The organism is Phocaeicola faecicola (assembly GCF_013618865.1).
Lineage (GTDB): Bacteria > Bacteroidota > Bacteroidia > Bacteroidales > Bacteroidaceae > Phocaeicola > Phocaeicola faecicola.
In genome coordinates this window covers 1-22,642 of the sequence record NZ_JABSOE010000045.1, presented here as the reverse complement: position 1 = coordinate 22,642, position 22,642 = coordinate 1, and the positions used below count along the sequence as shown (strand labels likewise).

The window sequence follows — 22,642 nt, the reverse complement described above, 5'->3', positions numbered from 1 at the left end:
TGTACCAAAAAGAAAAAGGAACATCCGGAATGAAATCATCCGGATATTCCTTTTTCCATATTTTATGCCGCATTCGCCAGGAATCTCCGGCAGAGAACTTTTTGAATGCCTCTCTCGGTTTCCTGAAAGCAAATTTGCTTCACGGTTATTTAAACATCTTTTCCAGGTCGTCTTCCTTCAGCAGAGAAAGTACGGTCTTCCCGTCCGGTGTATAGTTGGGAGTCGCCAGAGCAAAGAGTTCGTCAACCAGGTTGTTCATTTCTTCATTCGTCAGCACCTGACCAGGAACAATGGCTGCTGCCTTAGCCAGTGAAAGGGCGAGCATGCTCTGCACCTCCTCTTTCACCTTACATCCTTTTTCGATGGCTGTCTGCACCATATCTCCCACGAGTTTTTCCGGATTGAGTCCCTCGATTCCGGCAGGTACGCCATTGATGGAATAAGAACCGCCTCCCAGATTACTCAAATCGAATCCCAGCGACTGCAGATCATCCATAATGCTTTCCAGTACGGGTATCTCGGCCGGAGAGAAATGAACCATGTCGGGGAAAAGCATGCGCTGCGATGCGTGCTTCCGCATGGAAATCTGTTCCATATAGCGGTCGTACAGGATGCGGACATGTGCCCGGTGCTGGTCGATAATCATCAGTCCCGACTTGACGGAAGTCAGAATATAACAACCTTTGTACTGATAATGCTGGGCAGACTTTTCCATCACGTTCTCTCCCGATTCAGCCCCATACAAGGAAGGAGCTGCAGGAGTTTCTTCCGGCTGTTCCCATTCTTCAGCCGGGAAAGACTGTGCCGGAGTATCCCAGTCCGGTGTCACGGCTGCCTTCTTGTCCAGTCCCTGAAACAGAGGTTCCCATTCCGTAGCCGTATGGCGTCCCCTTGAAGAAGGAGAATAAGAAGAGGGAGGAGTTGCCGAAGAGACATTGAAAGGATTGTACGACGGGTCGAGCGAAGTTGAAGGCGGGCGTACCCCTTCATAAGGAGAGGCCTCAAAAGCCGGTATCTCGGGCATGCCTTCCGTATCAAAATCGATGGATGGAACGGCATTGAAGCGTCCCAGTGTCTCCTTTAGCGCAGCAGAAAGAATCTGCCAGATGGCCTGCTCATTATCAAATTTAATTTCAGTCTTTGTCGGATGAATGTTCACATCGATATTGGCGGGATCGACTTCCATGTATATGAAATACGAAACTTGTTCTCCGGCGGGTATCAGGTTTTCGTATGCGTCTGCAACCGCCTTATGGAAATAAGGGTGACGCATATAACGGCCATTGACGAAAAAGAACTGACGGGCGCCTTTTTTACGGGCAGTCTCCGGCTTGCCGATAAAGCCATGTATCTTCACCATGGTGGTCTCTATCTCAAGGGAAAGCAGGTCCTGGTTCAGTTTTTTCCCGAATACCCCCATAATCCGCTGGCGCAACTGTATGGCCGGCAGATTCAGCATCTCTGTATCATTGTGATGAAGGGTAAAGGATACGTCGGGGTTCACCAGGGCAATTCTTTCAAATTCTGCCAGAATATTGCTCAGTTCGGTCTGGTTAGACTTCAGGAACTTCCGTCGGGCTGGTACGTTGAAAAACAGATTGCGTACACAGAAATTGCTTCCCTGAGCGCAGGCTACCGTTTCCTGACTTTCGACTTTCGACCCTGCCAGGGTAATCAGTGTTCCGAGCTGGGCATCCTTCTGACAGGTGCGTAACTCCACCTGGGCTACTGCCGCAATCGAAGCAAGGGCTTCGCCACGGAATCCCATGGTATGCAGTGCAAACAGATCGGAAGCCTCACGGATTTTGGAGGTGGCATGCCGCTCAAAAGCGAGACGGGCATCGGTCTCGGACATTCCTTTTCCATTGTCAATTACCTGAATGCAGGTCTTACCGGCATCGGTAACCAGCACATCAATGTGGGAGGCTCCGGCATCTATCGCATTTTCTACCAGCTCCTTGACCACCGATGCCGGGCGCTGAATGACTTCGCCTGCCGCAATCTGATTGGCGACGGAGTCGGGCAACAAACGGATTACATCGCTCATCGTTTCTCAATTTTACAAGGTGAATTCTCCGGTTACCAGATAATGCAGTATGTACAGCAGAATGGCAATGGCCACAAAGATGGTGGCATAGCTCAACGGCTTTCTTCCACTTTCCTTACGGCGTTTCAGATAGGTGGTACCTTCCACAAACTTTCCCCGTATGTCTTCGGGAGAAAACTCCTTGGGAGGCAACATTCCCAGGTCACGTTTAGCAGACTCTTCCATTTTCTGCAGTTTTTCCTTGCGTTCATCTACATAAATGTATTCATGATGATACGCGCGAGGTTTCTTCATTGTAAACATTCCCATAATTTATTCCTCCTTTTTTTCAAATAAATGCTGATTTGGCAGTGTTACCGGACCACGCACATTTTTCTTCAGCTGGTCTTCCACTTTCTTGGTCCGCCAATTGAAGATATCTTCTTTGTTCAGCGGACGTATATAATCGAACCACACGAAGTTTTCCAGACGATCTGTACCCGGCGGTATCTGATTCATCGGATAAAGGGTTCCGTTTGATTTCGGGCTCATCACCATCTTCTCCAGTTTCTGATTCTGAAGATAGATGTCCAGTTTACTGGTTTCCGATACGTTCATTCCAATCAGGGTACTGTCGGAGTCCATCGGATAATAAACCACGCGTACGGAACCGATCACTTCTGTTTTATACATTTGCCGGTTGCGGAAGTAAGATTTCATTTCCTTTCCGGTAACCTGATTGTAAAGCAGTGAATCCAACTGTTCTACCGAGAGCGCCTGGTTGATGATATGGGCCCAGTCTATCGTACTGTCGTTCATGTAAATGCATATTTTCTCGCCTACCAGCTGCTGGTTCTGATTCCACAAAATAGGGTCTTTATACATGGTCAGGCAACTGTCTTTGGTAGAGAATACCAGCGAGTCGGCTACTCCCTGCAGGTCGGTACGGTAAAAGCGCACTTTATGGAAAGCCCTCAGTTCACGGAACATGGAATCGGTTTCCAGGTGGAACGTCTTCATCATCAGGGTATCGGCATGCAGGAACAGACTGTCTCCCTGTGAGTAGTCGATTCCGACAGCACGGTCGGTAGCAAATGCATATTTGGTACGTTCGTTATAGAATCCGTACTCACCGGTCATCATGTTCTTATTGATGGTATCCGTCATCACCATATTATGGAATGCTTCTCCCGTACCAGCATCCCGGTCATAGAAAAGCGTATCACCGGTCAACTGTTTCCCGTCGTTGGTCAGGATGGAACGGTTCAGCAAATGAGCCTTTCCGGTAACGGTATTATACGTACCCAGTTCAGAGTAAATGTGGTTATTGTCGCTCCAGATATCAGAAGGACCTACAATATTGGCCACCTTGCTTTCGGTATTGTACTGAAGGGTATCGGATGTCAGAGTAAACTGCGGATTCTCCAGCTTCACATTATAGTTGAACACAGACTGCTTGGTAGCAGGACTGTACTGTCCCCACTCGGAAGTCAGCACGTTCTGTTCGTCCATCAATGTTCCGCCATCAAAAAAATACCCCAAGTTATATACCCGGTCATAGTTCAAACTATCGGTAAGCAACGTCGTGTTCCGGTTTTCCATACGTACATTCATACGCACTTCGGCAATCTGCGTATATCCGTCATAGTAAAGCCGGTCACCATACAGGAACAGGGTATCTCCCTGATTCATCTTTACATTACTGAACGCTTCGAATGAACTGATCTGGTCATAGTAGTAGGCACTGTCGCAATACATATACACGCTGTCGTGACGGAAAACCACGTTTCCCACCACTACCTGAGCATCCGGATGACGGGAGTCCTTACGGAGCAGATCGGAATGCAACAGATAGACCTTGCTCTTGGGCTGCTGCTTCTTAGGAGTTGTCTGCTGCTGTACGGTCTGCTGCGCCATCAGTACAGGACGCTGTACGGACAGGCAAAAGCCGAACAGGCACAGGACACTTAGCCCAAGTATCCTATGCCCGCTTTTATTATTTTTTCGGTTATATTTTCCTTGCATATAATAATTTTACAATCATTCCTTAATCCATCCCGGATACTTGAAATCACAGTTTCTCCATGAAGGATTTATGCGTACATAAGTTGTTTTCTGTTTTTCCACAATCCATTTCTGAATCTTTTCCTCGCTACGCTTGGCGGTTACCATGCTTTTCAGACGCTGATAGTCTTCGGTAATCGTCGCCTTATGACCGTCAATACGGTTTTTCAACTTCACAATGGCACAGACTTCCTTACCTTTAGAGTTGATCATGGTAAACGGTTTGGAAATTTCACCAATCTGCATTCCCTCTACTACCTTGGCCACATCCTGCGATACCAGTCCTGCCAGCTGCTGCATCTCAAAACGAGAGGTACTAGTCTGAGGATTTGCCAGCAATCCATGGTTGTTACGGGTTTCCTTGTCCTGCGAAATCCATGTAGCAGCATCGTCAAAGGTGAATTTATTCTTGCGGATGTCATCGGCAATGGAATCCAGACGACTCAATGCGGCATCAATCTGTTTCTGGTCGACTTTCGGACGCAACAGAATGTGACGGTAGTTCACACGGTCACCGCGCTTCTCGATCAGCTGTGCAATATGAAAACCGAACTCTGTTTCAAAAACCTTGGAAACTTTCTTCGTATCTGTCAGGTTAAAGACCACATTGGCAAATTCCGGAACCAGCTCACCTCGTCCGGTAAACCCTCCTTCACCGCCTCGACGTGCAGTACCCGGGTCTTCTGAATAGAAACGGGCCAGTGTAGAGAATGTTGTTTCTCCCTTATTGATTCGGTCGGTATACTCACGAAGCTGGGCCTTTACCCGTTCGATTTCTTCCTCCGCAATCTTCGGTTCCTGAGTAATGATCTGTACCTCTACCTGAGTGGGTACAAACGGGATACTGTCGGCAGGCAACTTCTTGAAATAGTTACGCACCTCAGCCGGAGTCAGTTTGATGTCACCTACGATTTTCTGCTGCATCTGCTGTACAGTCAGTCCGTCACGGATGTTCTCACGCAACATTTCACGGATCTGCGTAAAGGTCTTGTTGTAATATTCTTCCATTTTTTCCTTCGAACCGATCTGGTCGATAAGCCATGAAGTACGCTGTTCAACCTGCTGAAGCACTTCCTGGTCGGAAACTACCACACTGTCGATTTCGGCCTGGTGCAGGAAGAGTTTCTGTACCGCCAGTTCTTCTGGAATCACACAGTAAGGGTCGCCGGTAAAACGACGGTTTTCATACTGGGCGTTCAACCGTTCATTTTCCACATCCGACTTCAGGATGGCTTCGTCACCTACCACCCATACTACTTCATCTATTACATTGTCTTGTGCGTATACAGACATTCCGGCCCAACACAACAGTATACAAAAATAGACCTTGGCAAATTTAAACTTATTCATTGCTATAATAATAAATAATGTCATTGTCTTCCGAAGCTTCGTTATACAAATCTTGTTTCATCTTATTGACAAAATTCACACGCTTCAGATTGATTAATATTTCTTTTATTTCACTCTTTGCAAATTCCAAAGGCAACAATTCCCCCTTCGGCAGGAAGTCTTCTACATGCAGCAGGTAGCAGAATGCAGTATCACGGACTTCAATGTTCCGGTTACGGTCCGGATAATTCGGATTCGTATCCAGTTCTTTCAGAGGAAGTTTGGCAGCCACTTCCAAAAGCGGTTGCCAGCGGTCGTAAAAGTAATCATAACTCACGGCATTTCCAATACTGAATTTTTCCAGTTTGTCAATGGATTCCTGCGTATTCGACTTATACCAGGTACGGACCTGTTTCAAATGCGGAACATTCAGCGGCACTTTAATGAACAGTCCTTTCAGATAAGGCTGATCGGCACGGAACATTCCGGTATTCTGGGTATAATATTGTTCTATTTCCGCATCGGTAATCTCGGCACCGACCTTCTGTTTGACCAGTTCTTCCTGATAGGTATGCATAATCAGGGCACGGCGATAAGAGGCAACCAGCTCATCAATCTTTACGTTCTCAGGAATATTTCCTTCTGCCTTCTGATAGAGCAATGCATCCTCTATCCAGTTACGGATGTATTTCTGTGCAAAATGTACGCTGTCTTCTCCATGCAGACCGGCGGGCATGGATGCCAGCAAATCTTCCTGATACAGGAAACTGCCTCCAGCCTCAACCAGCGGAGTCTTTCCTTTATGGTCAACTGTATTTTTACATGCACCCAACATCAACAGGACCGTCATCAGAAAAAAATATTTGCCTATTCGTTTCATTTGCTTTGAATTAATGAACGAAGATACACTAATAATTAATTATTTCCGCTACAATTAACGGTTTTTAAAACCTCAGAATCAAAATCCAGGGGGAAACGCTCCTTCAACGAGGCAATTTGCTGCAGTTGCAGCCATCTCCGGTAATCTCTGCTTACTTTTTCATAGACATCGGAAAAGGCTTCAGGGCCCTTTTTCAGACGCTTACCCATGACAAAGACATAAGGGTATGCAGCATCCTCGGGATACGTACCGCACTTGAAGGCCAGACGGTCTACGTAAGGATTCTTTCCAATCTGGTACAGCCCGGTTTCCATCCGTGCCTGTATACCTGTATCTTCCTTCATCAGCCGCGACAAGGCTTTGTCCCATACAGAGGGATCGCACTTTTTCAGGTAACGCTTGATGCGCGAAGCCATTTTCTTGTTTTTGCACCAGATAACGGCTCCTTTAAAATGCGGCAGTTCCCAACGATATTCCTCCTGATGCTGCCTGAAATAACTGTCGAGCGAATCATCCGGAATTTGCCGAGGAAGAGAAAGAAGGTTGTACTGATCCCAGCAAACGGCCAGCAGACTGTCGCGCACGGTCTTCAACCGGGCCTGAATCCGTTCGTTGTCGCTCGGAGTCCAACTGTTTTTCCATTTCTCATACGCATCGGCATTCAGTTCTTTATGCGTCTTCCAGGCATCCTTTACCGACCGGTTTCCCTCTTCGGGAGAATCACAGGCCACCTTCCGGTCGATGACACGGATAATATGCAGCCCCAGCGGCGAATAAAAGGGTTTGGAATATTGATTGGCCGGAGTCGAAGTAGTCTGCGAGATAAATTCCTGCAGCAATATTTCTTCGGGATACCACGTCAGCGTATGACGGCATCTGGAGAAAGAGGCTGCAGACTGTTGCTGTAATGCTCCATACACGGAGTCCATGTAGCAGACTGCCATACGTTCTTCCTTCCGAGTGGCATGCTGTGCCAGCGGATACGCATACTGCTCCAGGCGCACCCATGTCAACGGCTCTCTCTCTGTACCCTTGGCGGCAGGTACCTGGCCCGACTTCTCCGAAGCCAGCAACAACGATTTCAGTACGCTACCCTGAAGAGACTTATAAAGCTGAATAAAAGAAGGAAGAGTGTCCCACCCCCTTGCTTTCGCATCGGCAGCCTTCAACTTCAGCATCATAAAATTCTCCCACTTTTCTTTCAATGGGGCAGAAGGCGGCTCCACCCGAAGATAGCATTCAAATTCTTCTTGGGTGATACGTTCATTTTCCGCTTTAGTGTGCAGACAGGACAGGAAGGTCAACATTCCTGCCAACAGAATGATTTTAGTCGCTGGCATCATTTAGGGTTTCCTTATTAAAAAAACATTCTGAACATCATGGGAGAATTACAGTAGCCATGCTGCTGCAACTCTTCCACCATGCCCAGAATGAGAGTATTGTCTATTTCTGATTATCCATCCTTACTGTGGACGGCTGTAGTTAGGAGCTTCACTGGTGATTGCCACGTCGTGCGGATGGCTTTCCAGCACACCGGCATTCGTGATACGGGTGAACTTGGCATTATGCAGTTCAGTAATGTTATGCGCTCCACAGTAACCCATTCCGGCACGCAGACCACCTACCAGCTGATAGATTACCTCATACAGGCTTCCTTTATACGGTACACGGGCAGCGATACCTTCCGGAACCAGTTTCTTCACGTCAGTTGTACCTCCCTGGAAGTAGCGGTCTTTTGAACCGTTTTCCATAGCTTCCAAAGAACCCATACCACGGTATGACTTAAACTTACGTCCGTTGAAGATAATTGTATCACCCGGTGATTCTTCTGTACCGGCAACCAGTGAACCGATCATTACGCTGTATCCTCCGGCAGCCAATGCTTTTACCACATCACCTGAATAACGCAATCCACCGTCTGCAATCAAAGGCACACCTGTACCTTCCAGGGCTTTTGCCACATCGTATACAGCAGTCAGCTGAGGTACACCCACTCCGGCTACCACACGTGTAGTACAGATTGAACCCGGACCGATTCCGACTTTCACTGCATCAGCACCAGCTTCAACCAGCATCTTGGCAGCTTCACCCGTAGCGATATTACCTACTACGATATCGATATCCGGGAAACGTTTCTTAGCTTCTCTCAGTTTTTCGATTACAGAGTATGAATGTCCGTGAGCTGTATCAATTACGATGGCATCCGCACCGGCGTTTACCAATGCTTCCATACGCTGCAAAGTATCGGCAGTCACACCTACACCTGCAGCTACGCGCAAGCGTCCTTTGGCATCCTTGCAAGCCATCGGTTTATCTTTGGCCTTAGTAATGTCTTTATAAGTAATCAATCCTACCAGTTTGCCATCTTTATCAACTACCGGCAATTTTTCAATTTTATTTTCCTGCAGGATCTTTGATGCAGTTTCCATGTCTGTTGCCTGATCGGTAGTCACGATGTTGTCCTTTGTCATTACCTCATCGATGCGTTTTGACATATCCTTTTCAAAACGGAGGTCACGGTTGGTTACGATACCTACGAGGTAGTTTTCATCATCCACCACAGGAATACCACCGATTTTGTATTCTGCCATGATATCCAGCGCATCTTTTACGGTAGAACCTCTCTTGATGGTTACAGGGTCGTAAATCATTCCGTTCTCAGCACGTTTAACGATAGCTACCTGGCGTGCCTGCTCCTCGATTGACATATTCTTATGAATAACACCAATACCTCCTTCGCGAGCAATGGCAATTGCCATCTGTGCTTCAGTCACAGTATCCATGGCTGCTGTCACAAACGGGATTTTTAACTCAATGTTGCGTGAAAACTTGGTCGACAACTCGACTGCTTTAGGAAGAACTTCTGAATAGGCTGGGATCAACAATACGTCGTCGTAAGTCAATCCATCCATTACGATTTTATCTGCAATAAATGACATATGGCTTTATGCGTTTTAGAATTTTATTGCGTGCAAATATACGCAATTTTCTCCAAACCGCCCAGTCGGATTAACATATTTTTCGACAATATATGTCGTGATTATTTTTCTTTTTCCCGCTAATTTCCAGATAGACAAGCCGGAATGTACGGAAGTTGTATTACAGAAAAAAGGCACAGCCGGCAATATCCGCGGCAGTGCCTTTTTTATCATGTACCGGATGCAACCGGTTATTAATTGGCCATTTCCGAAATAAACTTGATACGTACCAGACGAATCTCTTCTTCTGTATAGTCAGCGCCGAGTTCATCCATCGCATCATCAATCTTATCCGTGGTCGATTCCTTGAAGTAGTCGTAGATATCCAGCATGTGGTCTTCATCCATCACATCTTCCAGGAAATAATCGATATTCAGTTTGGTACCCGAATATACGATTGCCTCTATCTCGTCCAGCAGTTCACCGAACTCGATGCCCTTTGCTACGGCAATGTCATCCAGTGCCACCTTACGGTCGATGCTCTGAATGATGGAAACCTTCAGTTTCGACTTGTTGGCTACGGTACGTACGCGCAGATCCTCCGGACGGTCGATTTCATTTTCCTCACAATGCTTCTTGATCAAATCACAGAACTCCTGTCCGTAACGTTTCGCCTTTCCGGCTCCCACTCCCGGAATATTCTGCAGTTCTTCCAGCGTAACCGGATAAATCGTCGCCATCGCTTCCAAAGACGGATCCTGGAAAATCACATAAGGCGGCACATCCAGTTTTTTCGACATCTTCTTACGCAAGTCCTTCAGCATGGAGAACAGTCCCGGATCCACTGCACACGAAGCACCGCTCCGCATCGGAACCTCTTCCACTTCCTCCTCATCGAAGTCTGTATCTTCCACAATCTTGAAAGACTTAGGCTTTTTCAGGAACTTATGTCCTTCGGGAGTCACTTTCAGCAGGCCGTAGTTTTCCACATCCTTGCTCAAATAGCCGGCAATCAATGCCTGACGGATTACAGCGTTCCACAACCGCTCATCTTCCCCCATTCCTGAACCGAAGACATCCAAGTCTTCGTGTTTATGAGCCAACACTTCAGATGTCTCCTTGCCCAGAAGCACATCTATAATATAATCTTGTTTGAAATTTTCTTTAACCGCAATGATTGTTTCAATCACTGCACACAATGAATCCTGAGCCTCCACTTGTTTTTTCGGATTTAAACAGTTATCACAATTACCACAATTATCTTCTGTATATTCTTCACCAAAATAATGCAACAATATCTTTCTGCGGCACAACGACGACTCTGCGTATGCAGCCGTTTCCAGCAGCAGTTGCTTTCCTATCTCCTGTTCAGACACAGGCTTTCCCTGCATGAACTTCTCCAGTTTCTGCAGGTCTTTGTTTGAATAAAACGTAATGCAGCGACCTTCTCCCCCGTCTCGTCCGGCCCGTCCGGTTTCCTGATAGTAACCTTCCAGGCTCTTTGGAACATCGTAATGAATCACAAAGCGTACATCCGGTTTGTCGATTCCCATTCCAAAGGCTATCGTAGCCACGATCACATCCACATCCTCCTTCAGGAAAGCATCCTGATTGGCATTACGTGTGGCAGAGTCCATTCCTGCATGATAAGGACGCGCCTTGATTCCGTTTGCCTGCAAGATTTCGGCAAGCTCTTCCACTTTCTTACGGCTCAAGCAATAAATAATACCCGACTTCTCTTCATTCTGTTTGATAAAACGAATAATGTCCTTGTCTACATTATTTGTTTTCGGACGTACCTCGTAATATAAATTAGGACGGTTAAACGAAGAACGGAACTCCGTAGCATCCACCATTCCCAGGTTCTTCTGGATATCCATCTTCACCTTAGGAGTAGCGGTTGCTGTCAGAGCAATCACCGGAGCCTTTCCGATTTCATTGATAATCGGTCGGATGCGGCGATATTCGGGTCGGAAATCATGTCCCCATTCCGAAATACAGTGCGCTTCATCGATTGCATAGAAAGAAATCTTCACGTGTTTGAGAAAGTCCACATTTTCTTCCTTTGTCAGCGATTCCGGCGCCACATACAGCAATTTCGTCTTACCAGCCTTTATATCTGATTTCACCTGATCAATGGCAGCTTTCGTCAAAGAAGAGTTGATAAAGTGCGCCACACCATCTTCTTCACTGAAGTTCCGCATGGCATCTACCTGATTCTTCATCAGAGCAATCAAGGGCGATATCACAATTGCCGTACCCTCCATAAGCAAAGAAGGCAATTGATAACACAGTGATTTACCTCCTCCCGTAGGCATGAGGACAAAAGTATCCTTTCCGGCCAGCAGATTCTTGATGATAGCCTCCTGATTCCCCTTAAAGGTATCAAAACCAAAATACTTTTTCAACTGCTCCGTTAAATTGATGTGGTCTGCCATTGTCTTAATTGTTTTAGTGATTCTCTATAATATTCAGATAAAAGTCTCTTTTTGAAACTTCGTATATAACAAAGTTATAAACAACTTCCGATATTACGCAACTATTTCAGAGAATATTTTACACAAAAAATTACTTTTTCATCACTTCTTTTCGCAATTAAGCCATCTGTAGCCGAGACAGGTTTGCCTTGTTCATTTGCTCCTGTGCATATTCCAGTGTCACTACAAATGAATCGGTATGATGAGAAGGTATCTCAAACATCGTATCCATCATGATAGTTTCCACGATAGAGCGAAGGCCACGTGCTCCCAGCTTATATTCCACCGCCTTGTCGACAATGTATTCCAATACCTCCGGCTGGAACTCCAGTTTCACTCCATCCATTTCAAACAATTTGACATATTGCTTGATAATGGAGTTCTTGGGTTCGGTCAGGATATTGCGCAACGCCGTACGGTCAAGCGGATTCAGATAGGTCAGAATCGGCAGACGTCCGATAATTTCAGGAATCAGTCCGAACGACTTCAGGTCCTGCGGAGCAATGTACTGCATCAGGTTCGAGCGGTCAATCTTCACGGTTTCCTTGGCAGCGCTGTAACCCACCACATTGGCATTCAGGCGCTGGGCAATCTTCCGTTCAATGCCATCGAAAGCTCCGCCGCAGATGAACAGAATGTTCTTTGTATTGACCGGAATCAGTTTCTGTTCCGGATGCTTGCGTCCTCCCTGTGGAGGTACATTCACGATAGAGCCTTCCAGCAGTTTCAGCAATCCCTGCTGCACTCCTTCACCGCTCACGTCACGGGTAATCGAAGGATTGTCTCCCTTGCGGGCAATCTTGTCTATTTCATCGATAAACACAATGCCTCTTTCAGCCTCAGGCACATTATAGTCGGCAGCCTGGAGCAGACGGGTCAGGATACTTTCAATGTCCTCACCCACATAACCGGCTTCGGTCAGCACCGTAGCATCCACAATGGTAAAAGGTACGTGCAGCAGCTTGGCAATCGTACGTGCCAGCAATGTCTTTCCCGTACCGGTACTACCTACCATGATGATGTTCGACTTCTCAATCTCCACATCATCCTTGCTGCTGGGCTGCAGCAGGCGCTTGTAGTGGTTATATACCGCTACCGACAAATACCGTTTAGCGTCATCCTGACCAATCACATACTGGTCAAGAAAGTCCTTGATATCTTTCGGCTTGGGAAGTTCCGACAAATTCAGGTTCCCAGCCTTTCCTTTCTGTTGCATGGCTTCCTGCACAATCTCGTGCGCCTGTTCCGAACAGCTGTCGCAAATACAGCCGTTCATCCCGGTAATCAGGAAGCCCACTTCATCTTCCGTGCGTCCGCAGAAACTGCAGCGCCGTTTATTCTTTTTCGTTGACTTATCTTCCAATGTAGTTTAATTATTAAAATCCCACAATCTCGTATTAGAGCGAAGGCTTACGAGAAAGCACTTCATCAATCATGCCATATTCCTTGGCTTCAGCCGCTGTCATCCAGTAATCACGGTCAGAGTCGGCCCATACCTTGTCGAAATCAGTATGCGAATGTTCTGCAATGATTGAATAAAGTTCCTTTTTCAATTTCTGGATTTCACGGGCAGTAATTTCGATGTCAGAAGCCTGTCCCTGTGCACCTCCCATCGGCTGATGAATCATGACACGAGAGTGAGTCAGCGCCGAACGCTTTCCTTCCTTACCGGAAACCAGCAGCACCGCAGCCATAGAAGCGGCTACTCCGGTACAGATGGTTGCCACATCACTGCTGATAAACTGCATGGTGTCATAAATGCCCAGTCCGGCATATACCGATCCGCCCGGCGAGTTGATATAAATAGAAATATCCTTTCCCGAATCTACCGAGTCCAGATAAAGCAACTGTGCCTGCAGCGTATTGGCTGTATAATCATTGATTTCAGTTCCCAGGAAAATGATACGATCCATCATCAGGCGTGAGAACACATCGAGCTGAGTCACATTAAGCTGACGTTCTTCCAGGATATAAGGATTAAGATATCCGGCCTGCGATTTGATCACGTCATCGAGCACCATACTGCTCATTCCCAAATGCTTGGTCGCGAATTTTTTAAAATCATTCATAAATAGCACATATTTTAGGATAAATAATAAAAGAGAAGCCTTCGACTCCGCTTTTCCGAGAGAACAAAAGTACAAAACCTGGTTCTTCAACGGAAAAAAATTGAGTCTAAAGCTTCTCTTTTAGTAAGTTTTAGCAATTTGCTCCAGTCATATATTCACCGGAGAGAATTACTGAAACATTTTATTAAATTCTTCTGCTGATACAGCTTTGTGGTTCAATGTTACTTGGCCTTTCAGGATTTCAGAAAGTTTTGACTCAACCACACGGTTCACCAAAGCTTCAACGCTTTCACGTTTCTTCAACATTTCCTTAGAGTAGTTTTCCAACAGTTCTTCAGGAACGTTGATCATACCGTACTGAGCAAACTGAGCACGAGTAGCTTCCTTAGCCATTTCGTTTACGTCAGCCTGTTCTACCTTGATGTTGTTTGCTGCAACCAGTTTTTCTTTTACCAGGTGCCATGTCAGTTCTTCAAGGCTCTTTTCGTAGTGTTCAGAAACGAATTCTTCACCTTTTTCCTTGTTGTTTTCCAACATGATACGTTTCATCAGATCGTCTGCGAATTCCAGTTTACCGATCTTGTTTACGATATAGTTGCGTACATCGATCAGGAACTTATAGTCGCTGTCAGCTGCAAACTGTCCTGCGATAGTTTCCTTGATCTGTGCACGGAATTCTTCTTCGTTAGAAGCCTTGCCTTCGCCCAATACCTGGTCGAACAGTTCCTGGTTCAGTTCACCCGGAATCATACGAGTGATTTCTTCAATCTGGAAGCTGAAGTTACCTGCATGTGCAGCCACTTCTTCTTTCTGGATCTTCAACAGAGAAGCCAGTTCTGCTTCGTTGTTATCGAAAGCTACAGAAGGATTGAATACCAGTACAGTGTTTGTCTTTGCACCGTTGAAGATAGCCTTCTGGTCATCGTTCTTCATGTAAGAAGGCATCATTACTGCACCTTCTACCTGGATACCGCCTTCTTTTGTGCTGCCGTTTTCATCCAGCTCAGCCAGCAGACCTTTCAGCATGTCGTTTTCCTGATACTCTTCTACCTTGTCGTATTTGGCAGTGCGCTGAGTATACATCTTCACCTGCTGGTCTACCATTGCGTCTGTTACTTCGATATCGTAGTAATCTACAGTGTCAGCAGCAGACAGTTCTACATTGAATTCAGGAGCCAGAGCGATATCGAAAGAGAATTCGAAGTTTTCGTCTGTCTCAAAGTTTACGTTATTTTCTTTCGGCAGCGGAGTACCCAGCATGTTCACTTTGTTTTCGCGGATATACTCACCCACCTTTTCCTGCATCAGCTTATCAACTTCTTCGATCAGCACAGAAACGCCGTACTGCTTCTTGATCAGTCCCATAGGAACCATTCCTTTACGGAATCCCGGCATATTTACTCTCTGACGAAGAGTCTTCAATGACTTATCAACCTGTACCTGATAGTCAGCTTTTTCAATCTGTACTGTAAGCACTGCGCTTACATTGTTTACGTTTTGCAATGAAATATTCATTTCCGACTTATTTATTTAATTATTAATATTTTTCAAAAATATACTCAACGAGGTTGCAAAAATAATGTTTAATCTTTCAACTACCAAACAGACAAAGTTTTTTTTCAGTTTGTTTGGTTACATCCTTCTTTTTCGGAGCAGAAGGATACCAGAGAGACACTACAAAGCACCTCCTCCACCTGCCGTGAAGGGAGTACAACCGTATTTACCCGATAAGTATTGAGGAGAGGCACCGCACAGGCGTCATTCACGTATATCCCGTGCCTGGAAGTCCTTTCTGCGGAGCACGAAACTGTTACTCAAATATTTCTCGCGCACAATCTTGTTTTCGGCCAGTTCCTCCGGAGTTCCCTGGAACAGGATCTTGCCTTCGAACAGCAGATAGGCACGGTCGGTAATACTCAAGGTTTCCTGTACGTTGTGGTCGGTAATCAGGATACCGATGTTCTTGTCCTTCAGCTTCCATACGATGTGCTGGATATCTTCCACGGCAATCGGGTCGACACCGGCAAAAGGCTCGTCCAGCATGATGAACTTCGGGTCGATGGCCAGACAGCGCGCGATTTCGGTACGTCGTCTTTCTCCTCCCGAAAGCTGGTCACCCAGGTTCTTGCGCACTTTCTGAAGACGGAACTCGGCAATCAGGCTTTCCAGTTTTTCCTTCTGGTACTCCTTGGAAGTCTTGGTCAGTTCCAGCACCGAAGCGATATTGTCCTCCACACTCATCTTGCGGAAGACCGAAGCCTCCTGTGCCAAGTAGCCGATACCGTTCTGGGCACGCTTGTATACCGGATAATCCGTGATATCCTGGTCGTTCAGATAGATATGCCCTTCATTCGGCACAATCAAACCGGTTGTCATATAAAAAGAAGTTGTCTTGCCGGCACCGTTCGGGCCCAGCAATCCCACAATTTCCCCTTGTTTCACATTAATGGAAACATGACTTACCACCGTACGCTTGCCGTATTTTTTCACCAGATTTTCCGTACGGAGCACCATGCGCCCGTCAGACGGAAGTTCAAATTTTTCCGCAGTATGCTGATTTTCCAATTCTGCCATAATCATTCATTAAACTGCTACAAAAGTAGTAAAAATCTTGGGTAATATGGTCATTCCCTTTATTTTCACCCTACTTTTATTATATTATAGCTAAAAAGCAGTATTTTTGTGTAAAATTCAGATTCCACATCTGTCACATTTTAAAACCAACCGTGTATATAAACGTGTATATAAACAGGAAATTATATGCTTAAACCAATTACAACTTTCGGGAAATACCTGATGCTGATGGGAAGGGTTTTTGCCCGCCCGGAGCGGTTCCGGATGTATTTCAAACAGTACGTCAGCGAAATGGCCCAGCTGGGAATCAACTCCATCGGTATCGTGTTACTTATTTCATTTTTCATCGGAGCGGTGATCTGTATCCAGATCAAGCTGAACATCGAAAGTCCGTGGATGCCACGCTTTGTGGTAGGATATACTACCCGTGAGATCCTGTTGCTGGAGTTCTCCTCGAGCATCATGTGTCTGATCCTGGCCGGTAAGGTAGGGTCGAACATTGCCTCCGAAATCGGAACCATGCGCGTCACCCAGCAGATCGATGCCCTTGAAATCATGGGAGTGAACTCGGCCTCTTACCTGATTCTCCCAAAAATCATGGGACTGATGACCATGATTCCGTTCCTGGTTATTTTCAGTATATTCGCCGGTATCATCGGAGCGTTCTGTACAGCCTGGTTCGCCGGAATCATGAATGCCACCGACCTTGAATACGGACTCCAGTACTGTTTCGTGGAATGGTATATCTGGTGCAGCTTCATCAAGTCGCTGTTCTTCGCCTTCATCATTGCCAGCGTATCCGCCTATTTCGGATATACGGTAGAAGGAGGCTCCATCGCTGTAGGAAAAGCCAGTACAGATGCTGTCGTGTCAAGCAGCATACTGATTTTGTTTTCCGACTTAATACTTACTCAATTGTTAATGGGATGATACAGATTAAATCACTTTATAAGTCATTCGAAGACCGTACGGTGTTGAATGATATCAGCTTTACTTTTGAAAACGGAAAGACCAACCTGATCATCGGGCAGAGCGGTTCGGGTAAGACCGTGCTGATGAAATGTCTGGTAGGTCTGCTCACCCCCGAGAAGGGAGAGGTACTCTACGACGGACGCGACCTGACATCGATGGGGAAAAAAGAGAAAAAGGCCCTGAGACGGGAAATGGGAATGATCTTCCAGAGTGCCGCCTTGTTCGACTCGCAGAGCGTACTGGAGAATGTCATGTTTCCGCTGGACATGTTCTCGACCATGACATACCGCGAACGGGTAAAGCGGGCACAGTTCTGTCTGGACCGTGTCAACCTGATTGATGCCCAGAACAAGTATCCGGGAGAAATCAGTGGAGGTATGCAGAAGCGTGTGGCCATCGCACGTGCCATTGCCTTACAGCCCCAGTACCTGTTTTGCGACGAGCCCAACTCGGGACTGGACCCTAAGACTTCACTGGTCATCGACGAACTGATTCATGACATTACCACAGAATACAACATGACTACGGTCATCAATACCCACGACATGAACTCGGTGCTGGGTATCGGCGACAGCATTCTCTACATCTATCAGGGAAACAAAGAATGGGAAGGTACCAAAGACGATGTGTTTACTGCGACCAACGAACGGCTGAACAACTTCATCTTCGCTTCCGACCTGTTGCAGAAAGTACGTACGGAAGAGAATAAAGGGAAAGAGAAGTCAGCGAAATAATCTCCGTAAGGTCTTCCGGACCTTACACAAAAAACCTCCCCCGGATGATGCGGTCCGCATATCCGGGGGAGGTTTTATTTTGTTCCCTTCCAGCAGCCCTCAGGCCGGCAGGAACGGTTTATTTCTGACGGATAAACAAGTTGATCGGAGTACCCGAAAGTTTCCAGCGCTCACGCATCTTGTTCTCCAGGAAGCGCTTGTAAGGCTCTTTCACATACTGAGGCAAGTTGGCAAAGAACACAAACGAAGGCACCTGTGTATTCGGAAGCTGCGTGATGTATTTAATCTTGATATACTTACCCTTGTTGGATGGTGGCGGATATGCCTCGATCAACGGCAGCAGCTCTTCGTTCAGGCGAGAAGTAGAGATACGTGTCGTACGTGCCTGATAAACCTCCTTAGCCATCTCCAGCACCTTGAAAATACGCTGTTTGGTCAATGCCGAAGCAAAGATAATCGGGAAGTCGGTAAAAGGCGCAAAACGGTTGCGGATGGCTTCCTCGTAGTTCTTCATCACCTTGGCCGATTTATCTTCCACCAGGTCCCATTTGTTCACCACTACCACCAGACCTTTCTGGTTGCGGTTGATCAAAGAGAAGATATTCAGGTCCTGTCCTTCAATACCCCGGGTAGCATCCAGCATCAGGATACATACGTCAGAGTTTTCAATGGCACGGATAGAACGGATGACTGAATAATATTCCAGATCTTCACTTACCTTGTTTTTCTTACGGATACCGGCAGTATCTACCAGGTAGAAATCAAATCCAAACTTGTCATAGCGCGTATAGATAGAATCGCGGGTAGTTCCGGCAATATCTGTCACGATGTTGCGTTCCTCACCGATAAACGCGTTGACAATCGAAGATTTTCCGGCATTCGGACGACCGACTACCGCAAAACGGGGGATATCCTCTTCGATGATATCTTCCACATCCTTCTTGAATTTGGTCAGAATCAGGTCGAGCAAATCTCCAGTACCGCTTCCGCTGAGCGCAGAGATACAATACGGATCGCCCAATCCCAATGAATAAAACTCTGCGGCATTATACTGCAGGTCGTTGTTATCAGTCTTGTTGGCAACCATGATGACCGGAGTCTTCGAGCGGCGCAGAATAGAGGCTACCTCCATATCCAGGTCGGTTACCCCGTTCATTACATCCACCACGAACAAAATCACATCCGCTTCTTCGATCGCCAGTCCTACTTGCTTGCGAATTTCTTCTTCGAACACATCGTCCGAGTTCACTACCCATCCCCCGGTATCTACTACAGAGAACTCTTTTCCGAGCCACTCCGATTTTCCGTACTGGCGGTCGCGGGTCGTACCGGCCTGTTCATTCACAATAGCCTGACGCGTTTTGGTCAGACGATTAAACAGTGTCGACTTTCCCACATTGGGACGTCCTACGATTGCTACTAAATTTCCCATATCATTTTCATTCATTTACGGCTGTCACAGCCGATATTCTTAATCTAACTGATAACCGAAGTTTTTCAGCTCCTTGTCAGAGCTTCTCCAGTCTTTATCTACTTTTACAAAAGTCTCCAAATATATCGACTTCTGGAAGAAATGTTCCAAAGTCTTCCGTGCCTCGGTCGCAACTTTCTTCAGGGCTTTTCCCTGGTGTCCGATGATGATTCCCTTCTGCGACTCACGTTCCACGTAAATCACCGCATTGATGTGGATGCTTTTCGCGTCTTCCTTGAACTGCTCTACCACCACCTCTACCGCATAAGGAATCTCCTTGTCGTAATACAGCAGGATCTTCTCACGGATGATTTCAGTCACGAAGAAGCGGGCTGGCTTGTCGGTCAACTGGTCTTTTCCGAAATAAGGAGGAGAGTCCGGAATCAGCTCCTTGATGCGCTTCATCACCACGTCGGCATTGAACTTAGCCTTTGCCGAGATAGGAATGATTTCTGCATTCGGAAGCATCTCATGCCATTCCTCCACCAGTTTCACCAGTGCTTCCTGGTTGGTAAGGTCTATTTTATTGATCAGCAGCAAAACCGGAACTGTCAGTTGGCGCACTTTCTCCATAAAATCCGCATTCTTGTCCGGTTTTTCAATGGTATCGGTCACGTAGAGCAGCACATCTGCATCTACCAGCGCCGACTCTGAAAAATTCAGCATAGACTCCTGAAGCTTATAATTAGGCTTCAACACGCCCGGAGTATCAGAGAAGACAATCTGCATGTCATCCGTATTCAGGATTCCCATGATACGGTGACGGGTTGTCTGCGCCTTGAAGGTGGCAATCGAGATACGTTCGCCCACCAGCAAATTCATTAGAGTAGACTTTCCGACATTCGGATTACCCACAATGTTTACAAATCCGGCTTTGTGCATAAATATATTTTAGTTTACAGACAAAAAAACGCACCGGGTTGGGATGCGTTTTTTTATCAGTGTCATAGAATTCTTTCTTTGATTATTTATTACCATCATATCCCCACTTCACATAAGTAGCGCCCCATGTAAATCCGGCACCAAATGCTGTGAAGATAATGTTGTCGCCTTTCTTCAATTGTTTTTCAAAATCCCACAGGCACAGCGGCAAGGTACCGGCACTGGTATTACCGTAGCGCTGGATATTGATCATTACTTTGTCCAAAGGAACTTCCAGGCGTGAAGCCACCGCGTCGATGATTCGCATGTTAGCCTGATGAGGAACAATCCAGTCGATGTTGTCTTTGTTCAAGCCGTTGCGGGAAGCAATCTCAGCAGTTACATCCGACATGTTTGATACCGCATACTTGAATACGGTTCTTCCTTCCTGATACAGATAATGCATCTTATTGTCGATTGTAAAGTAAGAAGGAGGACAAACAGAACCACCGGCTTTCATGTGAAGGAACGGAAGTCCTTTACCGTCTGTACGCAATATAGAGTCCATGATACCGTAATCTTCAGTAGTAGCTTCTACCATGCAGGCAGCGGCTCCATCACCGAAAATAGGACAGGTAGCACGGTCTGAATAGTTCACCATTGACGACATCTTATCAGCCCCCACAATAATGATCTTTTTATGACGGCCAGACTGAATCATGCTTGCAGCTGTTTCCATGGCATACAAGAAGCCACTGCAGGCAGCCTGCAAATCGAATGCATAGGCATTCTTCAAACCCAGTTTATCGCACAGGATTGACGCAGTTGAAGGGAAATGATAGTCAGGAGTAGTAGTGGCAACAATTACACAGTCTATCGAATCCGGATCAGAGTTGGTTTTCTGCATCAGTTGTTTTGCAGCCTTACGCGCCAAATAAGAAGTACCCAAACCTTCTTCATTCAGAATACGTCTTTCCTTCACTCCGATACGAGTCATGATCCACTCATCGTTGGTATCGACCATTCTTGACAACTCTTCATTGGTCAAAACATAGTCGGGTACATATCCACCGACTCCAGTAATTACAGCATTTATTTTTTCCATCATTTCATAATTTCGTTTGCTGATAAAAAAAATATAGCCGGAAGAGCCGAAAGCTCTCCGGCTTTATTCTTTCATGATCACACAAACATGTTCAACGGAAAGCGCTCAGATTAGAGAGCAGCTTCTTTTTCGATTGCTAATTTACCTCTATAATAACCGCAAGCTCCACATACTGTGTGATAAACATGCCATTCGCCGCAGTTAGGGCAGATAGCTAAAGTAGGAGCAACTGCCTTATCATGAGTTCTTCTCTTAGCAGTTCTCGTTTTTGATTGTCTTCTTTTAGGATGTGCCATTTTTCTAAAATTTATTTAATTATTATTCAATATTTTCTTCAGTTCATTCCAGCGGGGATCGATTCCCTTGTCGCCGGCATCTTCTTCCGTGTCTTCGCCCCAGTTATCTCCCAGGTCTTCCTCTTCTCCAGACATTACCCGCAAATGCTGGCTCAATGTCCCCATCATCTCCTCATTGCATTCTCCCGGAGCATGCACATGTTTCATTGGAAGGCTCAACGCAATAAACTCATACATAAACCAGGCGACGTTGATAAATCCGTCTTCTTCCGGAACGATAATGAGATCTTCTTCCTCCGAATATTCCGCTCCCAGTTTCACTTTCAATGAATCATCGGTTTCTACCTCAACTTCCATATCATCCAGGCAGCGGTCGCACGGAACCACCACTGTTCCTTCAATGTGAAAATCCAAGGCATACGTAGCAATACCTTTCTTTACCTTCAGAACTGCCTTTAAATCGCCTTTCTGGATTTCAGGAGCCTCGATACTTGCAAAGAAAGAATCACCCAGAGAATATTCATAAGTACATGAATCTTCTCTCATATTCTTCAATTCAACCTGATATGTAGTTAACTTTTCCAATTACAATACTATATAAACCGGGCGACAAAGATACAAATAAATATTGATAATCCCTAGAAAGCAAATATATTTTTTATATTTTAAAGTTATCTGCCCGTTTTTTTCAGAGGTATATAAATAGCTACAGAAGCATACCAACCAATCAGAGGTATACAAACAAAAAAATCCCCGGGGCGTTGACCACTCCGGGGATTCTGAATAAAACGGCGACTACCTACTCTCCCACAGTCTGCAGTACCATCGGCGTGACGAAGCTTAACTTCTCTGTTCGGAATGGGAAG

At 46.1% G+C, this 22,642-nt stretch carries 19 protein-coding genes and 1 rRNA gene; 2 read left to right on the top strand and 18 right to left on the bottom strand.

What is annotated here, in order from left to right; translation table 11 throughout:
- Positions 1 to 145 precede the first annotated feature (145 nt).
- The 12 genes from mutL to lptB form a co-directional block, all read right to left on the bottom strand.
- Positions 146 to 2,047, bottom strand: a complete 1,902-nt coding sequence (gene mutL / locus H3001_RS12610) for a DNA mismatch repair endonuclease MutL (RefSeq protein WP_181215133.1) — start codon at positions 2,045 to 2,047, stop codon at positions 146 to 148.
- A gap of 12 nt (positions 2,048 to 2,059) precedes the next feature.
- Positions 2,060 to 2,356, bottom strand: coding sequence for a hypothetical protein (locus H3001_RS12605; RefSeq protein ID WP_178243574.1), 297 nt, complete (start codon positions 2,354 to 2,356; stop codon positions 2,060 to 2,062).
- 3 nt (positions 2,357 to 2,359) lie between these two features.
- A complete protein-coding gene (locus H3001_RS12600; RefSeq protein ID WP_178243575.1) occupies positions 2,360 to 4,051 on the bottom strand; it encodes an OstA-like protein in 1,692 nt (563 codons plus the stop codon).
- Between the two features lie 15 nt (positions 4,052 to 4,066).
- Positions 4,067 to 5,440 carry a peptidylprolyl isomerase gene (locus H3001_RS12595; protein ID WP_178243576.1) on the bottom strand — a complete coding sequence of 458 codons (1,374 nt, stop codon included), beginning with the start codon at positions 5,438 to 5,440 and terminating at the stop codon, positions 4,067 to 4,069.
- Positions 5,433 to 6,299: a peptidylprolyl isomerase gene (locus H3001_RS12590; protein ID WP_394367810.1), complete on the bottom strand. Its 867-nt coding sequence runs from the start codon at positions 6,297 to 6,299 to the stop codon at positions 5,433 to 5,435. The genes H3001_RS12595 and H3001_RS12590 overlap by 8 nt, the downstream gene beginning before the upstream one ends.
- A 35-nt stretch (positions 6,300 to 6,334) precedes the next feature.
- Positions 6,335 to 7,642: a peptidylprolyl isomerase gene (locus tag H3001_RS12585; RefSeq protein ID WP_178243577.1), complete on the bottom strand. Its 1,308-nt coding sequence runs from the start codon at positions 7,640 to 7,642 to the stop codon at positions 6,335 to 6,337.
- Between the two features lie 120 nt (positions 7,643 to 7,762).
- Complete coding sequence (gene guaB / locus H3001_RS12580; protein WP_181215132.1) at positions 7,763 to 9,238, bottom strand: IMP dehydrogenase; 1,476 nt, start codon at positions 9,236 to 9,238, stop codon at positions 7,763 to 7,765.
- 233 nt (positions 9,239 to 9,471) lie between these two features.
- Positions 9,472 to 11,655, bottom strand: a complete 2,184-nt coding sequence (gene recQ, locus H3001_RS12575; RefSeq protein ID WP_178243579.1) for a DNA helicase RecQ — start codon at positions 11,653 to 11,655, stop codon at positions 9,472 to 9,474.
- A 157-nt stretch (positions 11,656 to 11,812) separates the two neighbouring features.
- Positions 11,813 to 13,057 (bottom strand): ATP-dependent Clp protease ATP-binding subunit ClpX, encoded by a 1,245-nt coding sequence (clpX, locus tag H3001_RS12570; protein ID WP_178243580.1) that lies wholly within the window; start codon positions 13,055 to 13,057, stop codon positions 11,813 to 11,815.
- Between the two features lie 34 nt (positions 13,058 to 13,091).
- Positions 13,092 to 13,763 carry an ATP-dependent Clp endopeptidase proteolytic subunit ClpP gene (gene clpP / locus H3001_RS12565; RefSeq protein WP_178243581.1) on the bottom strand — a complete coding sequence of 224 codons (672 nt, stop codon included), beginning with the start codon at positions 13,761 to 13,763 and terminating at the stop codon, positions 13,092 to 13,094.
- A gap of 168 nt (positions 13,764 to 13,931) precedes the next feature.
- A complete protein-coding gene (tig, locus tag H3001_RS12560) occupies positions 13,932 to 15,278 on the bottom strand; it encodes a trigger factor (protein ID WP_178243582.1) in 1,347 nt (448 codons plus the stop codon).
- 243 nt (positions 15,279 to 15,521) lie between these two features.
- Positions 15,522 to 16,337: an LPS export ABC transporter ATP-binding protein gene (lptB, locus tag H3001_RS12555; RefSeq protein ID WP_178243583.1), complete on the bottom strand. Its 816-nt coding sequence runs from the start codon at positions 16,335 to 16,337 to the stop codon at positions 15,522 to 15,524.
- A 186-nt stretch (positions 16,338 to 16,523) separates the two neighbouring features.
- Here lptB and H3001_RS12550 point away from each other — a divergent pair, with 186 nt between their 5' ends.
- A complete protein-coding gene (locus H3001_RS12550; protein ID WP_178243584.1) occupies positions 16,524 to 17,267 on the top strand; it encodes an MlaE family ABC transporter permease in 744 nt (247 codons plus the stop codon).
- Positions 17,264 to 18,043, top strand: coding sequence for an ABC transporter ATP-binding protein (locus H3001_RS12545; RefSeq protein WP_181215131.1), 780 nt, complete (start codon positions 17,264 to 17,266; stop codon positions 18,041 to 18,043). The genes H3001_RS12550 and H3001_RS12545 overlap by 4 nt, the downstream gene beginning before the upstream one ends.
- Before the next feature lie 118 nt (positions 18,044 to 18,161).
- On the opposite strand, the gene der is transcribed toward H3001_RS12545, so the two are convergent.
- The 6 genes from der to rrf all read right to left on the bottom strand — a co-directional run.
- The gene (gene der, locus H3001_RS12540) at positions 18,162 to 19,475 is read right to left on the bottom strand and encodes a ribosome biogenesis GTPase Der (protein WP_178243586.1); all 1,314 of its coding nucleotides are present in this window, start codon (positions 19,473 to 19,475) and stop codon (positions 18,162 to 18,164) included.
- Positions 19,476 to 19,514: 39 nt separating this feature from the next.
- Complete coding sequence (era, locus tag H3001_RS12535) at positions 19,515 to 20,396, bottom strand: GTPase Era (protein WP_178243587.1); 882 nt, start codon at positions 20,394 to 20,396, stop codon at positions 19,515 to 19,517.
- An 82-nt stretch (positions 20,397 to 20,478) separates the two neighbouring features.
- Complete coding sequence (locus tag H3001_RS12530) at positions 20,479 to 21,480, bottom strand: beta-ketoacyl-ACP synthase III (RefSeq protein WP_178243591.1); 1,002 nt, start codon at positions 21,478 to 21,480, stop codon at positions 20,479 to 20,481.
- A gap of 110 nt (positions 21,481 to 21,590) precedes the next feature.
- Positions 21,591 to 21,776 carry a 50S ribosomal protein L32 gene (gene rpmF / locus H3001_RS12525; RefSeq protein ID WP_007559879.1) on the bottom strand — a complete coding sequence of 62 codons (186 nt, stop codon included), beginning with the start codon at positions 21,774 to 21,776 and terminating at the stop codon, positions 21,591 to 21,593.
- 15 nt (positions 21,777 to 21,791) lie between these two features.
- On the bottom strand, positions 21,792 to 22,322 hold the full coding sequence (locus H3001_RS12520; RefSeq protein WP_181215130.1) for a YceD family protein: 531 nt from the start codon (positions 22,320 to 22,322) through the stop codon (positions 21,792 to 21,794).
- A 240-nt stretch (positions 22,323 to 22,562) separates the two neighbouring features.
- A 5S ribosomal RNA gene (gene rrf, locus H3001_RS12515) occupies positions 22,563 to 22,642 on the bottom strand; the annotation flags it as partial.